This window comes from Microcystis sp. M53603_WE2, from assembly GCF_030065435.1.
Window position 1 is genome coordinate 1 of record NZ_JASJFF010000099.1, and the last position, 21,411, is coordinate 21,411.

Below are 21,411 nucleotides of genomic sequence, written 5' to 3' on the forward strand. Positions count from 1 at the left end.
AAATCCTTATCTGGCAAGAGACTTAATTGATTAGTTCGCTCTAGATAAAAAACAATTGACAAAAATCGCTAAATGCCTTTCTCTATAAGGGTTCCATCCCTTATAACCCCCGTCCATTGCATAACACAAACCGAAGAGCCAAAATTCTGTTGCTTCATCTCTTCTGTATAGATAGAAAAACGACCCGGAACAGTTTTTAACTTAACCATCTGCTCGATCAATTGCGCGTGTAGTTCCAGGAATTTTTCTAAATATTCTGGTTTACCCGCAACATTGGTTTTTTCCAGAGGGTCATTGACTAGGTTGTACATTTCGTACTGGTAATTAGTCCCCTCGTCGTTAAAGTACACAGAATATTTCCACTCTTTGGTGCGGATAGTACGGATACGTCGGGGAATGGTTTTGAAAAACCGGGGAGGCAGCGTACCATCATCAAAAGTAAAATGAATGGCATCGCGGACTTCCTGATTGGGATTGGTGAATAAAGGCGTTAGGTCACAACCCTGAAAGGCAAACTGGAACAGATCATACACCCCAGCAAATTTAGCCAGAGTTGGCACTATATCCAAGGTCGTGGCAAAGGAATCGGTACTAACGGCGTTGGGGAACAGATTCGGGTTAGAAATAATCAGAGGAACCCGAAGCACTTCCTCGTAGGCATTGAAAGGCTTTTCTCGCTGACGGTCGTGGGCCAGGCACATTTCCCCATGGTCGGAAGTCCGCACGATTAAGGTATCGTCAATTAATCCCTTAGCTTCAAGGGCATTCAGCACTTCATTGATTTGGTTATCTGCCAGTTTTTTCAGATAGCCGTAGAAGTTAACAAACATCTGCTGAACTTGCTGACTATTGGTAGCGAATTTACCATCTTTTAGTTCTGGTAAATCTTCATACCACACCTTTTCGCCGCTCCGTTTTAGCCGTTTCCAGCGTTGCTCTTCCTTGACTTGACAGCCTTGTTTAAAAATCTCCTGGACGGTTGGCTTAAAGGATAGATCCTCGAAGACAGTTTCGGGAATGGGAAGATTAAAATCTTTAAAGTCCTCTAGGGAATAGCCGGCATCTTTCTCAAAGGTAGGAGCCACATGAATATCATGGGGATTGACCAAAGACACCACCAAGCAAAAAGGACCGTCCTCGGATTTGTAATTTTGAATAAATTCGAGAATCCCTTGTTCTTCCGGGGGAATGGCCTCGTCAATTCCAGCCAAGATCTCTTGCTTTTTCGCTTCCTTTTCCTTCGGGGAAAGTCCACTAAAAGCTCCGCGTCCTTCCTTGGCATCTTGCTCAATGACTTTTTTGACCCCTTCTACACCCCGTAGATAGCGTTCATCATTGTAAAAAATTCCTTTGCCAAACTTGGTTAAATCACTGCGGGCAACTCCCGCATCAATCGGAGTCCAGCCATCGAAACCGTAGGACTGTTTCATGTATTCGATGTCTTCGCTTGACCACTTATCGGTGTCACTCTTGGGAACGCTCAAGTGCCATTTGCCCTTCCAATAGACCTTATAACCGGCCGCTTTCAGAACCCGAGCTAGGTTCACCTGAGTGGGACTAAGAAGCTTTTGTTCTAGGGATTGTCCGTAGCTATCCTCATAGCGGTTGATAATATCGGAAAAAGGCTCGGCAATGGTGTTGATGACACCGTGTTGGTTGGGATAGGTACTGGTGAGCAGAGTAGCCCGACTGGGAGAGCAGGCCACCGTTACCGTGAACATTTTGTTGAAGGTCAGCCCGTTCTTTTTCAGTCGTTTCAGGGCCGGTAGATGCTCATCTTCAAAGCTTTGCGGCCAGCGTTCAGCAACGGCGGCACTGTCTTGGTCAGTGAGGAAAACGACAATATTGGGTTTAGAGGCTTTGGCAGTTAAGGGGAGTTGTTCTTGCTGCCATGTTGCCCCGTTAATTGTGCCATTACTGCCCTTACCGGTTTTGTCAGTGACGATATTACCTGAACCTTCATTAAGGGGCCAATAGCCCACCAGGCCTGGTTCATTGCCTAGCAGCCGATAATTCATTGATTTTTTAATGTCTTCCGCGGACCGTGCTTGGTTCCAAACCTGCACTTCCCCGATTTGGCCGGCAAATAAATAGTCTGGGTTTCTTTCTGTCGCTCCTGCTCCAATCCGTAAGGGAGATTTCTTATTCGGGATGATTTTGGTAGCCACGGGGCCGCCGGCCAGTTGCCCATTGACATAGAGTCTCATGTTGTTGCCATCGTAGGTGGCGGCTAAATGCGTCCAGGTTCCCAGCACAACATCGGGACCGGTTACGGTCACCCAATTACCGCCATTGCCTGTCCAAAACTGCCATTTATTGTTTTCCCCAGCATAAAGGATGTATCCCCCCTGCGGGCTGTCGGTTCTGCCAGTGATCGGCGATCGCCATTGACCCTGTTTTCCCGTTACTTTAGCCCAACAGGACACGGTAAACTGTTCCGGGTTCAGTTGAGCATTGTAAGGAACTTCCACATAATTTCTTTGCCCATCAAAGGACAAAACATTGGACAAAACATTTTGTTGAGCAGACATAAAACTGATCCTTTCTTTACTTAGGGGTTAATTCAATTCAAGGCAACCAACTTAGTTGATGTCATCAAAGACGAAGACGAAATCAGAGTAAAAAACAAGGCATGACTTGAAGTCATTATTCTACAATTTCAATTTTTTGAGGGGAACCAATATCCTCAGACACAACCTCCGCCGACTCTATTTGCTGTTTGAGCTTCAGTTTCAGTGCTTGGGTAATCGGTAAACCTTCAACTTCTTTGATTAAGTCTTCCTGAGCTTCCTGTTTACGACGGTCTTTATAGATAGCACCAAGAACCGCTTCAATTCCATAGTTTGTCAAGACATCCCCCACCACAGTGGTCAGACTAAGCAGTCCCAAACCACCGAAAACGCCAAGGGGACCCCCTAAAGCTGCCAGCGCGAAGGCAACGGGATAAGTGGTAGCTCCCGAGGTGGATACCGTGACCACGAGAATTGTGCCGGGGAGTCCCAAAGAACCAATTCTCTTGGCTACTTCGTCCAAAGAAACCCCCCAGGATGCCAGTTTTTTGCTGATTTCACCCGGGGCAGCCTTTAGTTTTTTGCTGATTTCCTCCCAAGAAAATTCTGAAGCGGCAGCTTGTTCGTTGACATTCTGGGATGAAGATTCATCAGCGGCAGCCTGTTCGTTAACATTCTGGGATGAAGATTCATCAGCGCCAGCCTGTTCGTTAACTTCGTCCATGAGAAACTCCTAAAAACTAATCTCCCGGAGTCTAACACACTTTGACCGAGGGATAAACCTATTTTAAAAATCCTTGACAATTCGTAAATATTCTGATTGACTGGTAGCATTTGAAATGCCTAGACAGCAGACCAACGGCCGACAAAATTAGCCAATTCTCAATAGCTTTTGAGATGGGTTTACCCTGATTTGGCTGTTCTCGCTTCCCTATGGAAACGAGGTCTATACTGATAGGGTCTTCCGTCAAAGTAGCCCTAAAAGTCTTGTCTGATAAGCATTTCACGATTCCATAAGCAAAAGTTATCGTACAAAGTCGAGAAGATTAGTGATTTCTCCCGCCACTACCTCACCTCCATGTAACCTTCCATACCAATGTAAATGTTAAACAGCTTATTTATAGCCCGCATTCCCTCTCTAGACTCGTATCAGTCCAACGTGCTTACCGATGGATGTTTAACCTATTCTTGGCAAAATGTTGAAGAAATATTTGACAATTTGTCAAGCTTCTTCATGCAAGAAAAAATCGATCATTCAGACTGCTTGGCCCTGGAATGTGAAAATTCTCTTGCCAGTGCTTTAACTCTGTTATTTTTGTTAGAAAAGGGCTATAGTTTCTTTTTGCATCCTCAGTCAAATTCGCCCTCTATTATTCCTGAGTTTTGTCGCTATTGCCTCACTCCTAAACTGGAAAAAACTGACAGTTTGGATCGGATTAACAATTGGCTAAAAATTACCGAAAATCATCAATATAAAACTATCGATGACAAGGGTAAAAGGCTATATATGAAGACTTCTGGGAGTACAGGAACCCCCAAAATAGTGGTTCATTCTCAGACTAAATTGCTAGAAAATGTGCTTAACTGTGTGGAAAGATTGAGATTAAATTCAGAGGCGAGAGTGGCGATTCCAGTCCCGATTTATCATCTCTATGGTTTAGGGGCTGCTTTTCTCCCTAGTGTGGCTGTGGGGGCCTCTATTGATTTACAGAAAGGTGCTAACCTTTTACGCTATCTTCAGAGAGAAAAAGACTTTAATCCTAATATTGCTTTTATGACTCCTAGCTTTTGTGAAACCTTAGTTAAAGGCAGAAAATCAGCCAGAGAGTATAAATTAACGGTGGTGGCGGGAGATCTGATCAAAGAAAACACTTTTATCAAATATGAAGAGAATTTCGGCCCCCTAGTTAAGTTATATGGCAGTACAGAAATGGGGGTAATTGCCGCAGGTAGTCCCCAAGAAGAATTATCCCTCCGTTGTCAAACGGTCGGTTTACCTATGCCAGGTGTCCGATTGCAACTTAATAAATCTTTAAACTCGCAAATGTCAGAAGTTGGGGAAATTTGCTGTCAGCATCCATCAGGTTTTGATGGTTATGTTGATCCGGCAGGAGTGCCGCTGATGTCAACAAATTCCGATGATTGGTTCCCTACTAAAGATTTAGGTAAGCTACATTTAGACGGTCATCTGGAAGTTTGGGGAAGATGTGATCGCAGTATTAACCGGGATGGTCTATTGGTCTTGTTTTCTGACATTGAGAAAAATATGGAAACCCTAGATGCAATTGAAGCGGTTGCAGTCCAATGCCATGGAGAGAGTCAAAGAGGCAAAGGTATAGTCGCTTTTTGTGTCTTGACAAAAGGGACTCATCTGTCTGAGAATGAAATCAGAGAATTGTGCTTTGATATACTACCGAAAAGAGCGATTCCAGACCGCATTGTCACTTTGAAAACCTTACCGATGTTACCCAACGGGAAGATCGACCATCAGCAATTAGTCAGTTTTTTACCCAAAGCTTAGAAAATGGCGACAAATATTTTAAATCAACTCAAGACAATTATTGCCGAACAACTGGATGTCAATCTCAAAATCGAGGAAATTGACGAAACTGCCTCCCTATTTGAAGACGGGTTAGGATTGGATTCCATCGCAGTAGTTGAATTAATTGCTTTGACAGAACAGCATTTCGAGGTTGAGTTTGCGGAATCGGATTTAAATCTAGAATCCTTTAGCAATCTTAACGTTTTAGCTAGTTGTATTGCCCAGAAAATGCCGGCAAGTGAACAATTAACAGTCATAGCTTGATCTAGAGTTAACGCAATCTAAATAAAAATACCCTGGTCAAAAACCATGACTTTAACCGTTGAACTTCCGAAAACCCAAACGCCGCAACGTTTACCCTTAAATCCTAACTATCCCCCCTTTCGCCAGTGGAAAGCAGGGGTAATCGCCGAAAAACTAGAAGAACAGCCAATCTGTCTCTATGTTCATATCCCCTTTTGTACTCAACGCTGTGCTTTTTGTTATTACAAAACCGTTGACCTAAAAGAGAGCCAAGTACAGGCCTATGTAGATACGCTTTGCCAAGAAATTAAACTCGTTTCCGAAAGATTCAATTTGAAAAATAGACGGATTCAGGCGGTTTATTTTGGCGGAGGAACTCCCACCACCTTAACTGGAAACCAGTTAGTCCAAGTTGTCGAGAATTTACGGGAAAATTTCTCCTACTTTGAAGAAAAGAAACAGTTTTCCGTAGAAGCAGAACCCTTGAGTGTTTCCCCATCAAAAATGAGGTTACTCAAAGAATTAGGAGTAAATCGCCTGAGTTTAGGTGTTCAATCTTTTAATGATCAAATCATCAAACTAAGTGGCAGAGGTCATGACGAAAAACAAGCTTATCGAGCGATAGATGTAGCTCAAAAAGCTGGCGAGGGGCAATGGTCAATTAATATTGACCTGTTGAGTGGACTAGCCGGAGAAACCCTAGAAACTTGGCAAGAAAGTTTAGAATGCGCTCTAAAAACCGGAGTAGAAAGCATCACCGTTTATAAAATGGAAGCTTTTGCCAATACCCAAGTATTTGATCAAGGGGTTCGCCAAGAAATTATAGAATTGCCATCAGCAGAGCTAGAAATGCAGTTTATGCAGTTGGCCATGGAGCGCTTTGCCCAAGCAAACTATAATCCTTGGAGTCATTTTACCTATGTTAAAAATGACAGCGATTTGGCCACAAGTACCAAACAATATCGCAGTGAATACATTTTTAATATTTGGCACGGAATGGAGTTTTATGGACTGGGAGTCTCTGCTTTCGGCTGTTTAGGGGATTCTCTGTTACAAAATACTAGCGATATGGAAAAATATGCGACCCTTCTGGTCCAAGGAGAACTACCCTTATCTCGCGGGTATAAGCTGACTAGCTTGGACCGGATGGTGCGGGAAGTTTTACTAGGAATCAAGACATTACGTTTTGATTTAATTGCATTTCAGCAAAGACATGGGTTTAAATTACAATCCCTTTGCGGGGAAACTTTGTCCGCACTTGAAAGAGATGGTTTTGTCACCGTATCTACCCAAGAAATTGAATTAACCGCTAAGGGGATTCTTTATGGGGACTATGTGGGCGAAACTTTAGCAGCATCTCTCAAAAAACTCAAAAGTTAGTAAGTAGGTGGGTGTTAAAAATTGTCAGTTTCCCCCCTTAATCAGGGGGGGCAGAACCCCTTACTCAGTTAAAATCTAGAAACTGGATAATCGCTAACTAATAATTGTTCATTGTTGAAAATGACCCAGATGAGATGTGCAGAACAAACAGTTTAGCTCAGGTCCCACTTAATGATTTACCCGTGCTTACTGCTGCGGAAATTGAAGAGCAAGTAGCCGCTATTTATGGTCTTCTTGAAAATTGCTCCCTTCCCCAGGGACAACTAGAGCAACTGACCGAAAAACTGGCAGAATTTCAAAGCCAATGGCAAGCGGTTTTTACCAAATTTGGACAAAACTATCGAGGAGAATTAGCCTATCGAGATTTAATCGGGGAATTTAGCCGAAAAATAGCACCATTATTACAAAAATGGCTATCTTCATCGGTGGCAATCCAAGAGATAATTAATCCTATTACTTCCATGCTTTCAACCCTATCGCCTTCCCCACCCCTGAGGGGAAAGGAGGGTGAGATGCTTTCTCTGCATCAGAGAAAACGTTTGTTAATTGCCAAAAAAAAGCACCAATCTCAGCTAGAAGTAGAAGATAAAAACCTCTTAATTCCAGAGTTTGAAAAGCCGATTTTTATTGTTTCTGCACCCAGAGCAGGAAGTAGTTTATTGTTTGAAACCCTGGCTAAATTCCCCGATTTATGGACAATTGGAGATGAAAGTCACGAAATTATCGAAGGAATACCCGCTTTACATCCAGCCACACGCAATTTTAGCTCTAACTGCTTGGATGAAGGCGATGCTACCCCAGAAATTAGCGCAACTCTAAGAAAAGGTTTTACCCAACAATTACAAAATCGGGAGGGGGTAAAATATTTAAACATTGCTGAAAATGAGAGTCCTAACAAAATTCGTTTTTTAGAAAAAACGCCGAAAAATGCTCTAAGAGTTCCTTTCTTAAAGGCCGTATTTCCTGATGCTCTCTTTATCTATCTTTATCGAGATGCTAGGGAAAATATTAGTAGTTTGTTAGAAGGATGGCGATCGCATCGTTTTATTAGCTATCAACCCTTACCCGGTTGGGAGCATAGTCAGTGGAGTTTTCTGCTCGTACCCGGTTGGTCATCTCTCCAGGAATCTTCTCTGGTAGAAATTGCCGCCTATCAGTGGAAAATGGCTAATTCCTACCTAATAGAAGACCTTCAGTCCCTCAACCCTTCCTGTTGGTGTTCGGTCAATTATCGGGATTTAATTGAACATCCCGGGCAAACCATTAATCATATTGCCCAATTTGCCCAACTGCATCAAGACAAACAAATCGAGCAAATTCTCTCTCAACCCTTACCCATCGCTCAAAGAACCCTATCTGCTCCTAGACAAGAAAAATGGCGCAAACATGAACGGGAATTGGCCACAGTGTTACCAGACTTAGAAAACATAATTGATTGTTTGCACTATCTTAAGTAGGTAGGTATTGAAAACTTTCAGATGCCCCCCTTATTAAGGGGGGACTAAGGGGGGATTGGCACCCCCCTTATTAAGGGGGGACTAAGGGGGGATCGAACCTAAAATCCATTTTTAATTTAATTATAACCAGCTACTTAAATCATGATTGAAGTACAATTACAGCCAATTGAGAAGAATTTTAGGGCAGAAAATTATTCTTATTCCACCACAATTCATCAATTATTTGAAACCCAGGTGGAGAAGACCCCTAATCAGATTGCGGTAAGTTTTGAAGATTCCTCCTTAACCTATAGGCAGTTAAATGACCGGGCCAACCAAATCGCCCATTATTTAATTGAATTAGGAGTAAAACCAGAACAATTAATAGGAATCTGTGTTGAGCGTTCCCTAGAAATGATCATCGGGGTTTTAGGTGTTCTCAAAGCGGGAGGGTGTTATGTACCCCTTGATCCTGCTTACCCCCAAGAACGGCTAAAATTCATCCTAGAAGATGCCGGTATATCTATCTTATTGACACAGGAAAAACCCCTTATAAAACTCCCCCTTGAGCAGATAAAAGTAATTTTTTTAAATAAAGATCAGTCCCTAGTTCAACAAAGTCAAGAAAACCCTAAAACTACTGTAAACTCCGACAACTTAGCCTACATTCTCTATACTTCTGGCTCCACTGGCCTACCCAAGGGGGTTTTAATTACTCATAAAGGAGTAGTTAATTTAGTTCAAACAGAAATTAAACTATTTAACTTAAATCCCTCAAGTCGTGTTCTGCAATTTGCTTCCTTAAATTTTGATGCTTCCGTTTCGGAAATCTTCACCGCTATTTGTTCGGGGTCGCAACTTTGTCTAGGAAATTCTAACTCCTTACTTCCGGGGGATAACTTGCTTAATTTTCTGCAAAAAAAAGCTATTACCCATGCACAAATTCCCCCATCAGTATTAGCCGTCCTCCCTCAAGCACCCTTAAAACACCTACAGGTATTAATTGTCGGCGGAGAAGCTTGTCCCCCTGCCTTGATGGCCCAGTGGTCAGTGGGAAGACGCTTTTTTAATGCCTATGGCCCCACCGAGGCCACCGTTGATGCCACCATAGCAGAATGTAGCCCTGATAGTCCCTTAACTATCGGTCGTCCTCTTGCCAATACTCAAGCTTATATCCTTGATGAGTCTCTCAAAAAAGTTGCTGTGGGGGTTGCGGGAGAATTACATATTGGGGGAGTAGGTTTAGCTAGGGGATATCTCAATCGTCCCGAATTAACTGCGGCAAAATTTATTCCCCATCCTTTTGATAATAATCCATCGGCGAGGTTATACAAAACCGGCGATTTAGCCCGTTATCTTCCCGATGGTAATATTGAATGGTTAGGGCGCATAGACTTTCAAGTTAAAATTCGCGGTTTAAGAATTGAATTAGGGGAAATTGAAGGCATCTTAAACGAAAATACCGCCATTCACCAAGCGGTAGTCATTGTCCGTCAAGAGCAGTTAAATGATCCTCAATTAATCGCTTATGCTGTTATTAATCCCACCGTTAAAGTCGAGCAAGTTCTCACTCAATGGCGCGACTATCTCAAAGAAAAGTTACCCCATTATATGATTCCCCAGGCATTAGTAATTTTAGAAAAGATGCCTTTGACCCCCAATGATAAAGTTGACCGTGTAGCTTTAGCTAAATTGCCTCTAAATTATGACACTTCTCGTCTGGTTACACCGCCACGAAACCCAGAGGAAGAACTATTAACCGCAATTTGGGCAGAGGTTTTGGAATTAGAAAAAGTAGGAATTGATGAGAACTTTTTTGAATTGGGGGGACATTCCCTCAAAGTTATTGCCCTCTGTAAGAGGCTAGAGTCTCATTTTGAAAAAAAGTTTGCTGTAGAAACTATTCTTGATGCCGCAACGGTGGCTGAATTTGCCGAATATTTACGGAAAAATCATCCAGAACTAATCGAAAAAATTGAGAAGATAAAATTTAATGAGGTAATTAATCCCTTAATCGACGAGAATTTTATTGCCGATTCTTCCCCAGAAATTGATTCCTTATCTGGCTGTCCTTATTTTCCCTTATCTTTGACTCAACAGAAAAGATGGTCCTATGAAAAATCCAACACAGTCATCCATTTTTCAGGTAATTTTAGACGACACTACCTTAAAGGAAACCTCAATTTAGCAGTTTTAACAGCCAGCTTGAATGAGATTATCTATCGCCATCAAATATTGCGTGTCACCTTTCGAGAAGTCAACGGTTCCCCCGTTCAGTTAATTAACCCCTACACCGAAAAAAACCTACCCATAATTGATTTACAACCCTGGCCAGAGAACCAGAAAAGTGAGGAATTAGCAAGATTATTACAAGAGATTATTAATCAACCCTTCGACTTGATTAATGGCCCCTTAATCAGACTGATATTAATTCGTTTGGATGAGAAGGAGCACATTCTCCTCACTCACATCCACGATATTATTATAGACAATTCATCCTTGACGCTCTTTTTTAAAGAATTGGAGCTACTTTATCAGGCTTTTGTCTTAGGTGATTCCTCCCCTTTACCTCCCTTACCTATCCAGTATGTTGATTATGTTCAATGGCAACTAAAATCCTTTAGTTCTCAACTAATTGAGCCGAAAATTAACCACTATAAACGTATTTTAGAAGCGGGAGAGTCACCAACCTTAAAAATTCCCCCACACCTGATTTCGCCGTCTAAATCTGGCGATAAATTATCCGATTCATCGGTTTCAAGTCTAGGGACTAATTTTGATTTTGAAATTCCTGGGGATTTCACAGAGAAATTAAACATCCTCTGTCAAGAGCAAAGAATCACTTTATTTATGACTGCACTAACAGCCTTTGCTGTTTTACTCTATAGCTATAGTGGCTGTGAAGATATTATCATCCGCGCTCCCCGTGACGCTCGTAATCATCCACACCTGAAGCCTCTAATCGGTTTAATTAGTAATATAATGTTGCTCCGAGTTAGTTTAAGTGGTAATCCTACTGTTAGAGAGTTACTAACGCAAGTGCGAAGGGTAGTATTAGAAGCCTTAGAGTATCAAGATATTCCCTTTGAGCATTTAGCCAAAGTCATTAAACCAGAATATCGCCTTGATAATTCTAGTTTTAAAGCAGTTATTACGGTTTTGTCAGAGTCCCCCGAAGAAGAATTGAAACTACCTGGGTTAGAGGTGACATCTTGGGAAATGGAAGAGTTTGAAGTTAGGCCCGACTTAGAGTTAATACTCTGGGAAAATAAAACTTCCCCAAAACCCTCTCTTAAGGGTTGGTGGCAATATAAAAAAGATTATTTTGAGCTTGATTCAATGACTCAAATTAACCGAGATTTCATGCAGATATGGTCGGAAATTGTTACGAATCCTCATCAGCCAATTACCATCTTCCAAAATCTTAAAAGTATATAGCAAGAATTGAAGATTTTTCCTATAAATTATGGTCTAGAACAGGGGGAAAATAGCCAACTTTCTGAAAGTAAGAAAAATATAAACTGAGCAATTTTTCATCAATAACGGGACAGGAGATAGATAGCTCTGTTAATTCTATCAATGTTCGAGTTGCGTCAAATTCTAGCTTATCAGGGGAAAATAGTTTTGACAGTTTCAAAAGCAGTAATAAAGATGAATATAGTGTGTTCTTGGGAGACTGGGACAATTGATATTTTAATTCGGCATAAAAATTATCATAATCAACTTTTTCTAAGGAATAGCCTAAAAGTTGAAGAGAATTAAAGAAAGTTTCCCAGGAAATTAGCTGAGAATTAATTAAATGAAATACTTGACCAGCATGGTTTTTTTGCTGGGATAAACCGACAATTGCCTGACTGACATAATCAACGGGAACGATATCTATTTGTGTGTTTAAAGCGGGGAATTTTTTTAATTGAATACAACCCTTTAGCAAAATACACAGGAAATCTTGGAAATTACCGTTAATCCCCGTTTTACTATTCCCGATAATTCTTGAAGGACGATAAATACAAGCAGGTAATCCTCTTTTTTGTGCGACCATCACTAATTGTTCTGCCACCCATTTACTTTGGCGATAACCTCCTTGAAGATTAACAAAATTAGGGCTATCCATTTCAGTAATTTTTGCAATTTCCTCCTGATTATCACCGAGAAAAACCCCAAGAGTCGAAACAAAATGAACGGGTTTAGTTTGCTCCCTACTAGCTAACCTTAGCACTTCCTGCGTCCCCAAGACATTTACCGGTTTTAAAGTAGAATAGGGACGAGCAGAGTTAACCCAAGCTCCATTGTGATAAATAATATCAATTATTGCCGCTAATTCATTAAATGCTAGTTGAGAAAGACCGAATAAAGGTTTCCCTAAATCTCCAACAATAGGAATAAGACGAGAATTAAAACCATCTTGCCAAAGAGAATAAAACTCTAAGTTTTTTTGAAGACGATTTTTACCCTCTTCTATATTAGAACAGCGAACTAAACAATAAATATCTGCGCTGGTTTTCTGGAGAAGTTCTTCGAGTAAATAAGCACCAAGAAAACCAGTTGCTCCTGTCAATAAGATAGCTTTTGGCTCTAGTACATTCTTGGAAAGCGATTGCTCAAATTGAATCGAGGAATCCAAATTTACTTCCGCTTTCAGGTCTAACTGTTGAGTCACAGGTTTAGTCATGTGTTTTTTTAATCCCTTCTAGAGCAACCTGATGAATAAGTTCGGCATCGGAGAGATAGGGAAATCTTTGCCAAAAACGAGACCATGTTACTAAATACATCGCTTGTTCTTCTTGAGGAAATCGCTTAAGTTTCTCCTCAAATAGATTTTTATAACGGTCTATTTCTGCTTTTAAATAATGATGCGCTTTCTCTCCATACAATTTTTGAAACATCCAGTAGGTATTGTAACTACCTGCTGCGATATCCTTTTTGTAGGAACGAAGATCATCATTAAATTCTAGTAAAACTTCTAGAGGTGACATCAGATCAAAAATTTCACTTCTGTAGGGTTTACCTGAAATCTGAACTAAAGCAGAATGTAGAATCCTCAAATCAGAAGACCTTAGTTCAGAAGCAAGAAGTAAGTCCTCATAAGTTATTTTTTCAGAAGCAATTAGCTGACCTTCTAATTCAATATATTTACCTAAGTTGTCTGCTTGTGCTAAAATTGCGGAGCCTTCTACACCAAGTTCATGCAACAGAGATTCAATAATTTTTTTTCTGGCATCCCAGGGAGAAACTTGAGTTAATAGTGAGCCATCTTTTTGATTACTCTCTTCTAGTTCTACATCGGTTTCGTAGATCAGATATTCAATAAATGCTAAGAGGGGATAAAATTCAAAAAATTGATCATCAGAAATATTATAAATTGGACAATATATTTTGAAAAACGGCTTTAAAACTGAAGTAGCTTTATAGATACTATAATAGGAAATATAAGGGATTTGACTAACGGTTTTTTTTCTTTCAATCATACCAGGGGACATTTGCGGGTTCATTTTAGTTTCTCCTTTTTGAATTTTTAAACAAATAAGTTTCCGCGGTCAAATAACAGGTTTAAACCCCTTCTAAAACAGTCTGACGAAGAAGTTCAGCACTAGAGAAATAGGTAAATACATCTTGCCATAAACGAGACCATTTTGCTGAATAAACTTCTTGTTCTTGTTCAGATAATCCTTTCAGGGTTTCCTCAAATAGATTACTGTAACGGTCTATTTCTACTTTTAAATAATGGTGTGCTTCCTCTCCATACAATTTCTGAAACATCCAGTAGGTATTATAATTACCTGCTGCCCTATCCTCTTGATAGGAACGAAAATCATCATGAAATTCTAGCAAAGTGTTTATGGGTGACATAAGCTCAAAAACTTCAGTTTTGTAAGGTTTACCTAGTATTGAAATTAAAGTAAAGTAAAGCATATTGATCTCGGAAGACTGCAATTCAGAAGCACGAATCACATCTTGATTAGTTATTGTTTCATAAGTCACTAACTGACTCCCGAGTTGAAAAAATTCTCCCAGGCTCTCCATGGCATTTAGGATAGTAGGATGTTCTAAGTTAAATTCCTTTAAAAAAGATTGAATGATTTTCTTTCTAGCATCCCATGATAAGTTATTCTGTTGATTGCTTCCTAGATCAATATTGACTTCATGGATTAAAGATTCAATCAATGCTAAAACTGGATAACATAAAAGAAACTCATCAAGAGAAACGTCATCAATCATATTATATTGCTTAAAAATAGATTTAAACATAAAAGCAGTTTTGTATAGACTATGATAAGAGATGTAACGGGTTTGACTGCTTGGTTGTTTGCTTTTAAGACTCTCATACAAAATCTCTAAGTCCTGTAGATTCATTTTTGATGCTCCTAATTTTGAATTTTCCAATGAATAGTGATGCAGATTTTAATAATAGCAGGCTATGGGATGGCTAATTATTCATTATTTTCGACCCCTTCCAGAGCTACTTGACGAATAAGTTCAGCACTAGAGAGATAAGAATATCTTTTCCAGAAACGAGACCATTTTTTTGTATATCTTTCTTGTTCTTCTTCAGGAAATAGCTTGAGTTTCTCTTCAAATAGATTTTTATAACGGTCTATTTCTGCTTTTAAATAATGGTGTGCTTCTTCTCCATACAATTTCTGAAACATCCAGTAAGTATTGTAATTACCTGCTGCCACATCCCTTTTATAGGAACAAAAATCATCCTGAAATTCACTCAAGATTTCTGTCGGTGAGAGAATTTCAAAAATTTCCGCTCTGTAGGATTTACCTGACATCTGAACTAGAATAGTGTGGATAATCCTCAAATCAGATGAACGCAATTTGGAAGCACGGATTACATCCTCTAATGTTATTTTTTCAGAAGCTACTAGCTGACTTTCTAATTCAAAATATTCACCTAAGTTATCTATTTGTTCTAAAATTGTATGGTGTTCTAAATTAAATTCTTTTAAAAAAGATTGAATAATTATCTTTCTATTGTCCCAGGGAGCAAGGTGAGGTGATAGATTGCTATTCTTTTGATTGTTTTCTGTTTCTATATCAGTTTCATAGACAGAAGATTCAATAAGTGCTAAGAGTGGAGAAAGTTCCAAAAACTCATCATCAGAAATATTATAAATCGGACAATATAGCCTTAAAGAAACGTGGATTACAGAAATAGCTTTGAATAGACTATGATAGGAAATGTAAGGGATTCGACTAATAGTTTGTTTGCTTTTAAGCCGCTCAATGGATATCAATGGGGTCATTTGGTTTTCTCCTTGTTTTGAATTTTTAAGCAAATAAGTTTCCGCGGTCAAATAACAGGTTTAAACCCCTTCTAAAACAGTCTGACGAAGAAGTTCAGCACTAGAGAAATAGGGAAATACATTTTGCCATAAACGAGACCATTTTGCTGAATAAAATTCCTGGTCTTGTTCAGATAATCGTTTAAGGGTTTCCTCAAATAGCTTACTGTAACGGTCTATTTCTGCTTTTAAATAATGGTGTGCTTCCTCTCCATACAATTTCTGAAACATCCAGTAGGTATTATAATTACCGGCTGCCCTATCCTCTTGATAGGAAAGAAAATCATCATGAAATTCTAGCAGAATATGTATGGGTGACATAATCTCAAAAATTTCATCTCTATAAGGTTTACCTGACATAGCAATCAAGGTACAGTGGAGAATTAACTCGTCAGAAGACCGCAATTCAGAGGCACGAATTACATCTTCTAATGTGATTTTTTCAGAGGTGACTAGCTGACTTTCTAATTCAAAATACTGACCCAAATTCTCTATGTGCTTTAAGATTGTAGGATCTTCTAAATCAAATTCTTTTAAAAGATATCGAATGATGATTTTTTTAGAATCCCACAAAGAACACTGACTTGATGAGCTGCTATCCTTTTGATTGCTTTCCATTTCTGCATCAGTTTCATAGACAAGGTATTCAATAAATGCTAAAAGGGGATAATATTCAAAAAACTCATCTAGTGAAATATGATAAATCGGGCAATAATGCTTGAATATGAATTTGAGACTGGGAGTAGCTTTGTATATACTATGATAGGAAATATAATGATTGCGACTGATGGGGTGTTTGCTTTTAAATCTCTCAAGATTTGCTTGTAAGTCCATTTTTGTGTTTCCTTATTTTAAGTCGTGGAAGGATCATACCATATCGAGGAAAATAATCATCAATAAACTGGGAATTTATCAGACTAATCCTAGGTATAACTCAAGACATTTCATAACCCGCCTCTTGACATAATGGTTGACAATAGGTGTTTAATTTTTCGATATCTGCCGGCTCTATTGAGTCTTTCCATCCGTCTATTTTCCCCATTCTAAATGTTCTAGCAGAAGGGTTATAAATTTCCCCCAACTGAGAAGCAATAGTTTCATTAAAAGGAATATCCAAATGGTGGCAAATTTTTTCCATCGTCTCCCTTTGTTTTTCCGACTTGCCACCTCCCTGTTCTCCCACCAGATCCTCAAAACGGATAAATAAACAATTTTGCTCTTGAGACCAAGCTAACATAGAACGGAAAACTTCGGCAAAATTTCTGATTTCTACTCCCGCTTTTGCCCCATAGCCTCCCACTAAAATAAAATCTAATCTTTGGCTAGGAGACATGGACTTAAAATCCTCTTCTAAAAAGTGTCTTGCTGGCATTTTTCCCGTATCTAAAACAAAGGGAATTGAGGAAGCTATAACAGCACGAGGATCACGAATAATGAAGATATGCTGATAATTTAAGTCCTGAAGAATTGGGGTTAACAGAGGTGTCCAAGGAATATGACCTAAAATGTATTGCTTTTCGGCAATCAGAGTTAACCAATGTCGAACAATCGCCAAATCTACATAGTAGGGGGTTAAGGCCCCTATGCTAATCTGTTGTTGGCTAAATTGAGTTTGATGCTCGATTCTTTTTTTAACTTCTCGATAGTTAAAAAATAGAGGCACTTCTTGAACTTCTCGATCCTCAAAATGTTCTTTATAGCCCAGAATTTCAACGGACTTAGCCAACAAATGAGTGCCACTTTTAGGCAAAGAATTAATTAGTAATCGCTTGGCTGCTAACTCGGTATAGGACATCGCTTTTGAGTTAAAGGTATTGATCATTGTTCGTGGCTTTAAAACATTCCTATGGGGGGAACATATTCCGAATCAATTCGCACATCTAAGACGGTAGGTTTGCCATCCCGATAAATTGCCTCATAATCTAATTCCTGCAAGTCTTGACTATTACGAATAATATAACCATTCGCTCCCATTCCCCGAGCAATTTGACTAAAATCTACTGATGGTAAAGCAAACTCTAGGGGTTCTACTCCCGTTTGCAGATGTCGGTGTTTAACCATACCAAAAGATTGATCATTAAGAATGATAAAAATAATCGGTAATTTTTCAGCAACAGCAACAGCAAGTTCGTTGCCGTGCATTAGGAAACATCCGTCACCTGTCAGACAAACCACTGGGGTATTTTTTGCCCCCATAGCTGTTCCAATCGCACTGCCAATTCCCCAACCCATGGGGGCAGTTGCCACAGCTAAACGGAAATTTTCCGGACGGGGTGGGAAGAAATAGTGAATTGTCCAAGCTAACCAATTACCCACATCGACTAAATAGCGAGTTTCTGGGGGAAAATGTTGTAGGAGTTCACCGATTAATTGCTGGGGTTTAACAGGGGAATTATCCTCTGAAAGTCGATAGCTATCCGGTTCTTTAACGGTAATGTGAGCGGGTTGATAAGGCTGGTAAAATTCAGGGGATAAGCTCGCTGATAACTCCGGTTTTAATTGTCCCCTTTGCCGAGTTTTCTGCAATCTTTTTAGTAATTCTGCCAAGGTAGTTTTGATTGTACCTTGAATGTGTAAACTGGCCATCGGAGAACTTTTAAAATAGTCCCTTGCGTGATGAATATGAACTATTTTTTTAGTTAACAATTTCTGATCCCAAGCCGAGGTTTCCCATTGGCCTAAGTTCATCCCAGCCGCTAAAATTAAAGCAACAGAATCATCGGTTAAAGCTTGGCGGGCCGTTTGATGTCCGGCGAAACCAAAGACACCTTTTACTAAAGGATGATAAGGATTAACACAGGTTTTACCGCCTTGAGTTGTGACAATAGAAGCGTTAATTAATTCGGCTAATGCCATAATTTCTGGGGTGGCTTTCCTACAATCTTGACCAACCCAGATGGCGATGGTTTGACCTTGATCTAAGATATTGTTTATGGTACTATCAAGCTCATCTAAGGCTTTTAAATCAACTAATGCAGCAGCTTGAGTCGCTACCTGGGGATAAGCAAGGGATGAGGGAGACTCAACCCGGAAAATATTCACAGGAATACTAAGATGAGCCGGTCCAAAAGGTGAATGTAAAACTGTTGTTAATGCCGCTGCTAATTTTCTTTCTAATTGATTGGGGTGAGTGACGAGGGTGTTATAACGGGTACAGTGCTTAAACATGGCCACTGTATCAATGGTATCGGGCGATGATTCTTGAAAGGCACTCCAGCTAAAATGAGGTAGGGCAGTTTGTGCGGTGATAACAAGTAGAGGTATCCCTTCAGCATAAGCTGAGGCTAATCCTGTAATGAAATTGGTGCTACCGGGTCCAGTTGTGCCGCAGCAAACCCCGATTTTTCCGGTTTCACGAGCATAACCATCAGCCATAAAAGCGGCACCGGTTTCGTGACAAGTCAAAACGGCACGAACCCCCCCGCGTCTTTCGCTGCGTGCTAAGGCTTCGTAGAAGGCACTGTTATGTCCTCCCGGGATGCCGAAAACGTACTCTACCCCTAATTGCTCTAAATAATCGACAATTAGGTCACTCATATTTCTTGGCTGGATTTGTTCTGGCTCTGTCAAAGTAATGGGAGAAGAGGCTTGTGAAATCATTAGATTTTGTCTTGTCAATGGACTATTGTTAGAATATCTCACATAGACGCTGCTTTTAAACCCCTGGGCAGAAAATTGGTTTAGCTAAATTTTTGTAAACTCTCAATAACCCCCGGCAGCTGTGAGGAAAAATTTTTCCGATGCAATTTGAGATTGATAACTATCAAATGTGTAGCCAAATAGGGCGATGTCATCCTGAAAGTGTTTTTCTACTAATTTTCTGGTTCTGTTGTTGTAATATTCTCGATAATCACGATGTTTTGACTTGTTTAAACAGGGCAGAGAAGCTTTAATATTTAGCCTTTGACAGACCAGATCAAAATCAGCTTCTAAAGTTTCATATCTACCAACAAAGTCAACTATTATTTTGCCTTCTAAGTCAGTAATAAGGTCTTTTTGTAGTTTAGGTGCTCCTTTGGGAAAGGGATTTTTGGTACTAATAACCCATTCCAAGTATTCTTCAAAACTGCCCAGAGATTTAACCAATTCATGTCTGACATGATCTTTCTCCTTAAGAATAAAATGATAATAGGATACCTGCCAATCCCAAGGATTTCTGACAAAAGAAAATTTATAAAAATTATTATATACTTCCTCTGACAGTTCTTTTTGCATATCTCTGGCTTTAGCGTGCCAAAGAGAGGATTCCCACATTTCATATAGGGGATTGATTTGCTCTCCTAACATTCTGGGAGGGCGATTAATTTTGAATTTTTCAGGTTGTTGTGCATAAGGTTCTAAGACTGCTTTAACGCTTGTCCCCGCAGCTTTTGTGACATGAAAAAAAATGAACTGATGACTGTAGGATATTAACATTAATCTTGCTGTGTGATAACAATAGCTCTGCCCGAGATTGGTAAGCGTATCAATTTTAGTATAAATTAAACTTGACAAAAGAGACAGTATCTAAACTGTCAGCTTGTCCATTCTGGCTGCCCTCTGGGAGATGCTCTAGGGGTTAACCCGAAAATGCACAGAAATGTCTATTTCCTTAAGAACTGAGGATTTTCTACAAGTTGTGTGAACAGTAAGACTGATGTAGAATGCTGCCAGGCATCTGAATACCCAGACGACCGCTATTGTACGCCTTTGCCTGACCATGGACTTTATATGACTGAAATCCCTAGCAACCAATCCAACTTAGTGATTTTAGGAGTCTCATCAATGACGGAAACTACCGCACCCGTCATTCCCCAGGATTTTCTCGGCATTAATCCCGCAGAAATCAACAAAAAACTTGTGTCTTGGGGAATTTCTCTGGATGAAGTCCTTCAAAAACTTGCCTCTCTTGGACTCCCCGGCATTATTTTCATTATTGCTGTTGCCGCATCCAGTAGCACTACCTATCCCATGATTTACGCACTTTTGGGGTTAGGCGGTCCGCTGGGGGTAATTGGCGGACTTGGGGTCTTAGGTATCTCTACTATTATTGGTGACATGGTTACGGGTTATGGCATTGAGGCAGTGCTGAAAGCGGTATATCTCCAACGTCGTGAAACAGAAACTCAAGAATATCTCATCAATGAGGTGAAAGGTTTGCCAATTTCTCCAGTTCTAAAACTTAACCTGAAAAAGGCTATTGAAGTAGAAATTGTCACCCAAGAACCCCTTGCTACCAAAAAAGTCGAAATTGTTGAAGAGTAGTTTTGACGGGGTTGCTGATTTGAGATATGAATCTTCTTTTCTGGGATTTTTAAAACCTAGATGCAAACTAACTTTTGCACGGGAACCTGCACAGTCGGCATTCATACCTTGATTCAGCAACGCCTTATCATTGACAGGGACTAAAAGAGCGCCGGTGCTGAGAAGTAAGTCCATAGTTGCCAATCGCTTCTAGGTGTTGAGCCGTGCCATAACCCTTGTGACGAGAGAGTCCATAATCGGGATAGCGTCTGTGCCAACGAGTAATTAAGTCATCGCGCCAGACTTTGGCCACGATACTAGCTGCCGCAATTACCGGGGATTGTTGATCTCCCTGAATTACCGCCTTTTGGGGGATTGACAAATCTTTAATAATGTGCTTGCCATCGATCAAGCAAAGATTGGGGGAAAGGGGTAATTTCCCGATCGCTCTGCTCATTGCCAGTAGGGAAGCATGAAAAATATTCAAGCGATCGATCTCTTTCACCGTAGCATAACCGATGCGACAAACAAAATCCCGTTGTATTTGCCGGCTCAACTTTTGCCGTTTTTGGGGGCTAAGTTGCTTACTATCCTTCACCCCCAACTCCCACAGCCGTGCAAAACCAGAGGGGACAGTGACCACTACCGCCGCCACCACGGGGCCAAATAAAGCCCCGCGCCCCACCTCATCGACACCGGCAATTAAGGGTTCTGCGCTCATGACTCATCGACAGTGGCGGAGGAACGACGACGACGACGACGCAGCACCGCGGTTTCAGCCTCTA

At 40.3% G+C, this 21,411-nt stretch carries 17 protein-coding genes; 6 read left to right on the forward strand and 11 right to left on the reverse strand.

Features of this window, described 5'->3' with window-relative positions; all coding sequences use genetic code 11:
- Positions 1-68: 68 nt before the first annotated feature.
- Both PX481_RS02290 and PX481_RS02295 read right to left on the reverse strand, forming a co-directional pair.
- Positions 69-2,531 carry a sulfatase-like hydrolase/transferase gene (locus PX481_RS02290; protein ID WP_002761492.1) on the reverse strand — a complete coding sequence of 821 codons (2,463 nt, stop codon included), beginning with the start codon at positions 2,529-2,531 and terminating at the stop codon, positions 69-71.
- A 115-nt stretch (positions 2,532-2,646) separates the two neighbouring features.
- Entirely contained in the window at positions 2,647-3,234 is a 588-nt protein-coding gene (locus PX481_RS02295) for a hypothetical protein (protein ID WP_002761493.1), read from the reverse strand.
- Between the two features lie 378 nt (positions 3,235-3,612).
- Here PX481_RS02295 and PX481_RS02300 point away from each other — a divergent pair, with 378 nt between their 5' ends.
- From PX481_RS02300 to PX481_RS02320, 5 genes are all read left to right on the forward strand, one after another.
- Entirely contained in the window at positions 3,613-5,031 is a 1,419-nt protein-coding gene (locus tag PX481_RS02300; RefSeq protein ID WP_002761495.1) for an AMP-binding protein, read from the forward strand.
- A gap of 3 nt (positions 5,032-5,034) precedes the next feature.
- Complete coding sequence (locus PX481_RS02305; protein WP_002761496.1) at positions 5,035-5,316, forward strand: acyl carrier protein; 282 nt, start codon at positions 5,035-5,037, stop codon at positions 5,314-5,316.
- A 45-nt stretch (positions 5,317-5,361) separates the two neighbouring features.
- The gene (locus PX481_RS02310) at positions 5,362-6,675 is read left to right on the forward strand and encodes a coproporphyrinogen-III oxidase family protein (RefSeq protein ID WP_002761498.1); all 1,314 of its coding nucleotides are present in this window, start codon (positions 5,362-5,364) and stop codon (positions 6,673-6,675) included.
- A gap of 182 nt (positions 6,676-6,857) precedes the next feature.
- Complete coding sequence (locus tag PX481_RS02315) at positions 6,858-8,132, forward strand: sulfotransferase family protein (protein ID WP_223213044.1); 1,275 nt, start codon at positions 6,858-6,860, stop codon at positions 8,130-8,132.
- A gap of 141 nt (positions 8,133-8,273) precedes the next feature.
- A complete protein-coding gene (locus tag PX481_RS02320) occupies positions 8,274-11,549 on the forward strand; it encodes a non-ribosomal peptide synthetase (protein WP_288024632.1) in 3,276 nt (1,091 codons plus the stop codon).
- A 19-nt stretch (positions 11,550-11,568) separates the two neighbouring features.
- Here PX481_RS02320 and PX481_RS02325 read toward each other — a convergent pair whose 3' ends face one another.
- The 8 genes from PX481_RS02325 to PX481_RS02360 all read right to left on the reverse strand — a co-directional run bounded on the left by PX481_RS02325 (position 11,569) and on the right by PX481_RS02360 (position 19,819).
- A complete protein-coding gene (locus PX481_RS02325; RefSeq protein WP_288093488.1) occupies positions 11,569-12,783 on the reverse strand; it encodes an SDR family oxidoreductase in 1,215 nt (404 codons plus the stop codon).
- Complete coding sequence (locus PX481_RS02330; RefSeq protein WP_002761507.1) at positions 12,776-13,603, reverse strand: hypothetical protein; 828 nt, start codon at positions 13,601-13,603, stop codon at positions 12,776-12,778. Before PX481_RS02330 ends, PX481_RS02325 begins: the two co-directional genes overlap by 8 nt.
- A 58-nt stretch (positions 13,604-13,661) precedes the next feature.
- Positions 13,662-14,465, reverse strand: a complete 804-nt coding sequence (locus tag PX481_RS02335) for a hypothetical protein (RefSeq protein WP_288093489.1) — start codon at positions 14,463-14,465, stop codon at positions 13,662-13,664.
- A gap of 77 nt (positions 14,466-14,542) precedes the next feature.
- Positions 14,543-15,364, reverse strand: a complete 822-nt coding sequence (locus tag PX481_RS02340) for a hypothetical protein (protein ID WP_288024644.1) — start codon at positions 15,362-15,364, stop codon at positions 14,543-14,545.
- Positions 15,365-15,424: 60 nt separating this feature from the next.
- Positions 15,425-16,237 carry a hypothetical protein gene (locus PX481_RS02345; RefSeq protein WP_288024646.1) on the reverse strand — a complete coding sequence of 271 codons (813 nt, stop codon included), beginning with the start codon at positions 16,235-16,237 and terminating at the stop codon, positions 15,425-15,427.
- A 100-nt stretch (positions 16,238-16,337) separates the two neighbouring features.
- The gene (locus PX481_RS02350) at positions 16,338-17,225 is read right to left on the reverse strand and encodes a sulfotransferase domain-containing protein (protein ID WP_002761511.1); all 888 of its coding nucleotides are present in this window, start codon (positions 17,223-17,225) and stop codon (positions 16,338-16,340) included.
- An 11-nt stretch (positions 17,226-17,236) separates the two neighbouring features.
- Positions 17,237-19,003, reverse strand: a complete 1,767-nt coding sequence (locus PX481_RS02355; RefSeq protein ID WP_002761512.1) for a thiamine pyrophosphate-binding protein — start codon at positions 19,001-19,003, stop codon at positions 17,237-17,239.
- Between the two features lie 102 nt (positions 19,004-19,105).
- Positions 19,106-19,819, reverse strand: a complete 714-nt coding sequence (locus PX481_RS02360; protein ID WP_002761513.1) for a sulfotransferase family 2 domain-containing protein — start codon at positions 19,817-19,819, stop codon at positions 19,106-19,108.
- 348 nt (positions 19,820-20,167) lie between these two features.
- On the opposite strand from PX481_RS02360, the gene PX481_RS02365 reads away from it, so the two are divergent.
- Positions 20,168-20,647 (forward strand): hypothetical protein, encoded by a 480-nt coding sequence (locus PX481_RS02365; protein ID WP_002761515.1) that lies wholly within the window; start codon positions 20,168-20,170, stop codon positions 20,645-20,647.
- 127 nt (positions 20,648-20,774) lie between these two features.
- Here the strand turns inward: PX481_RS02365 and PX481_RS02370 are convergent, their stop codons facing one another.
- Positions 20,775-21,347: a ribonuclease HII gene (locus tag PX481_RS02370; RefSeq protein WP_002761517.1), complete on the reverse strand. Its 573-nt coding sequence runs from the start codon at positions 21,345-21,347 to the stop codon at positions 20,775-20,777.
- Positions 21,348-21,411: the final 64 nt, after the last annotated feature.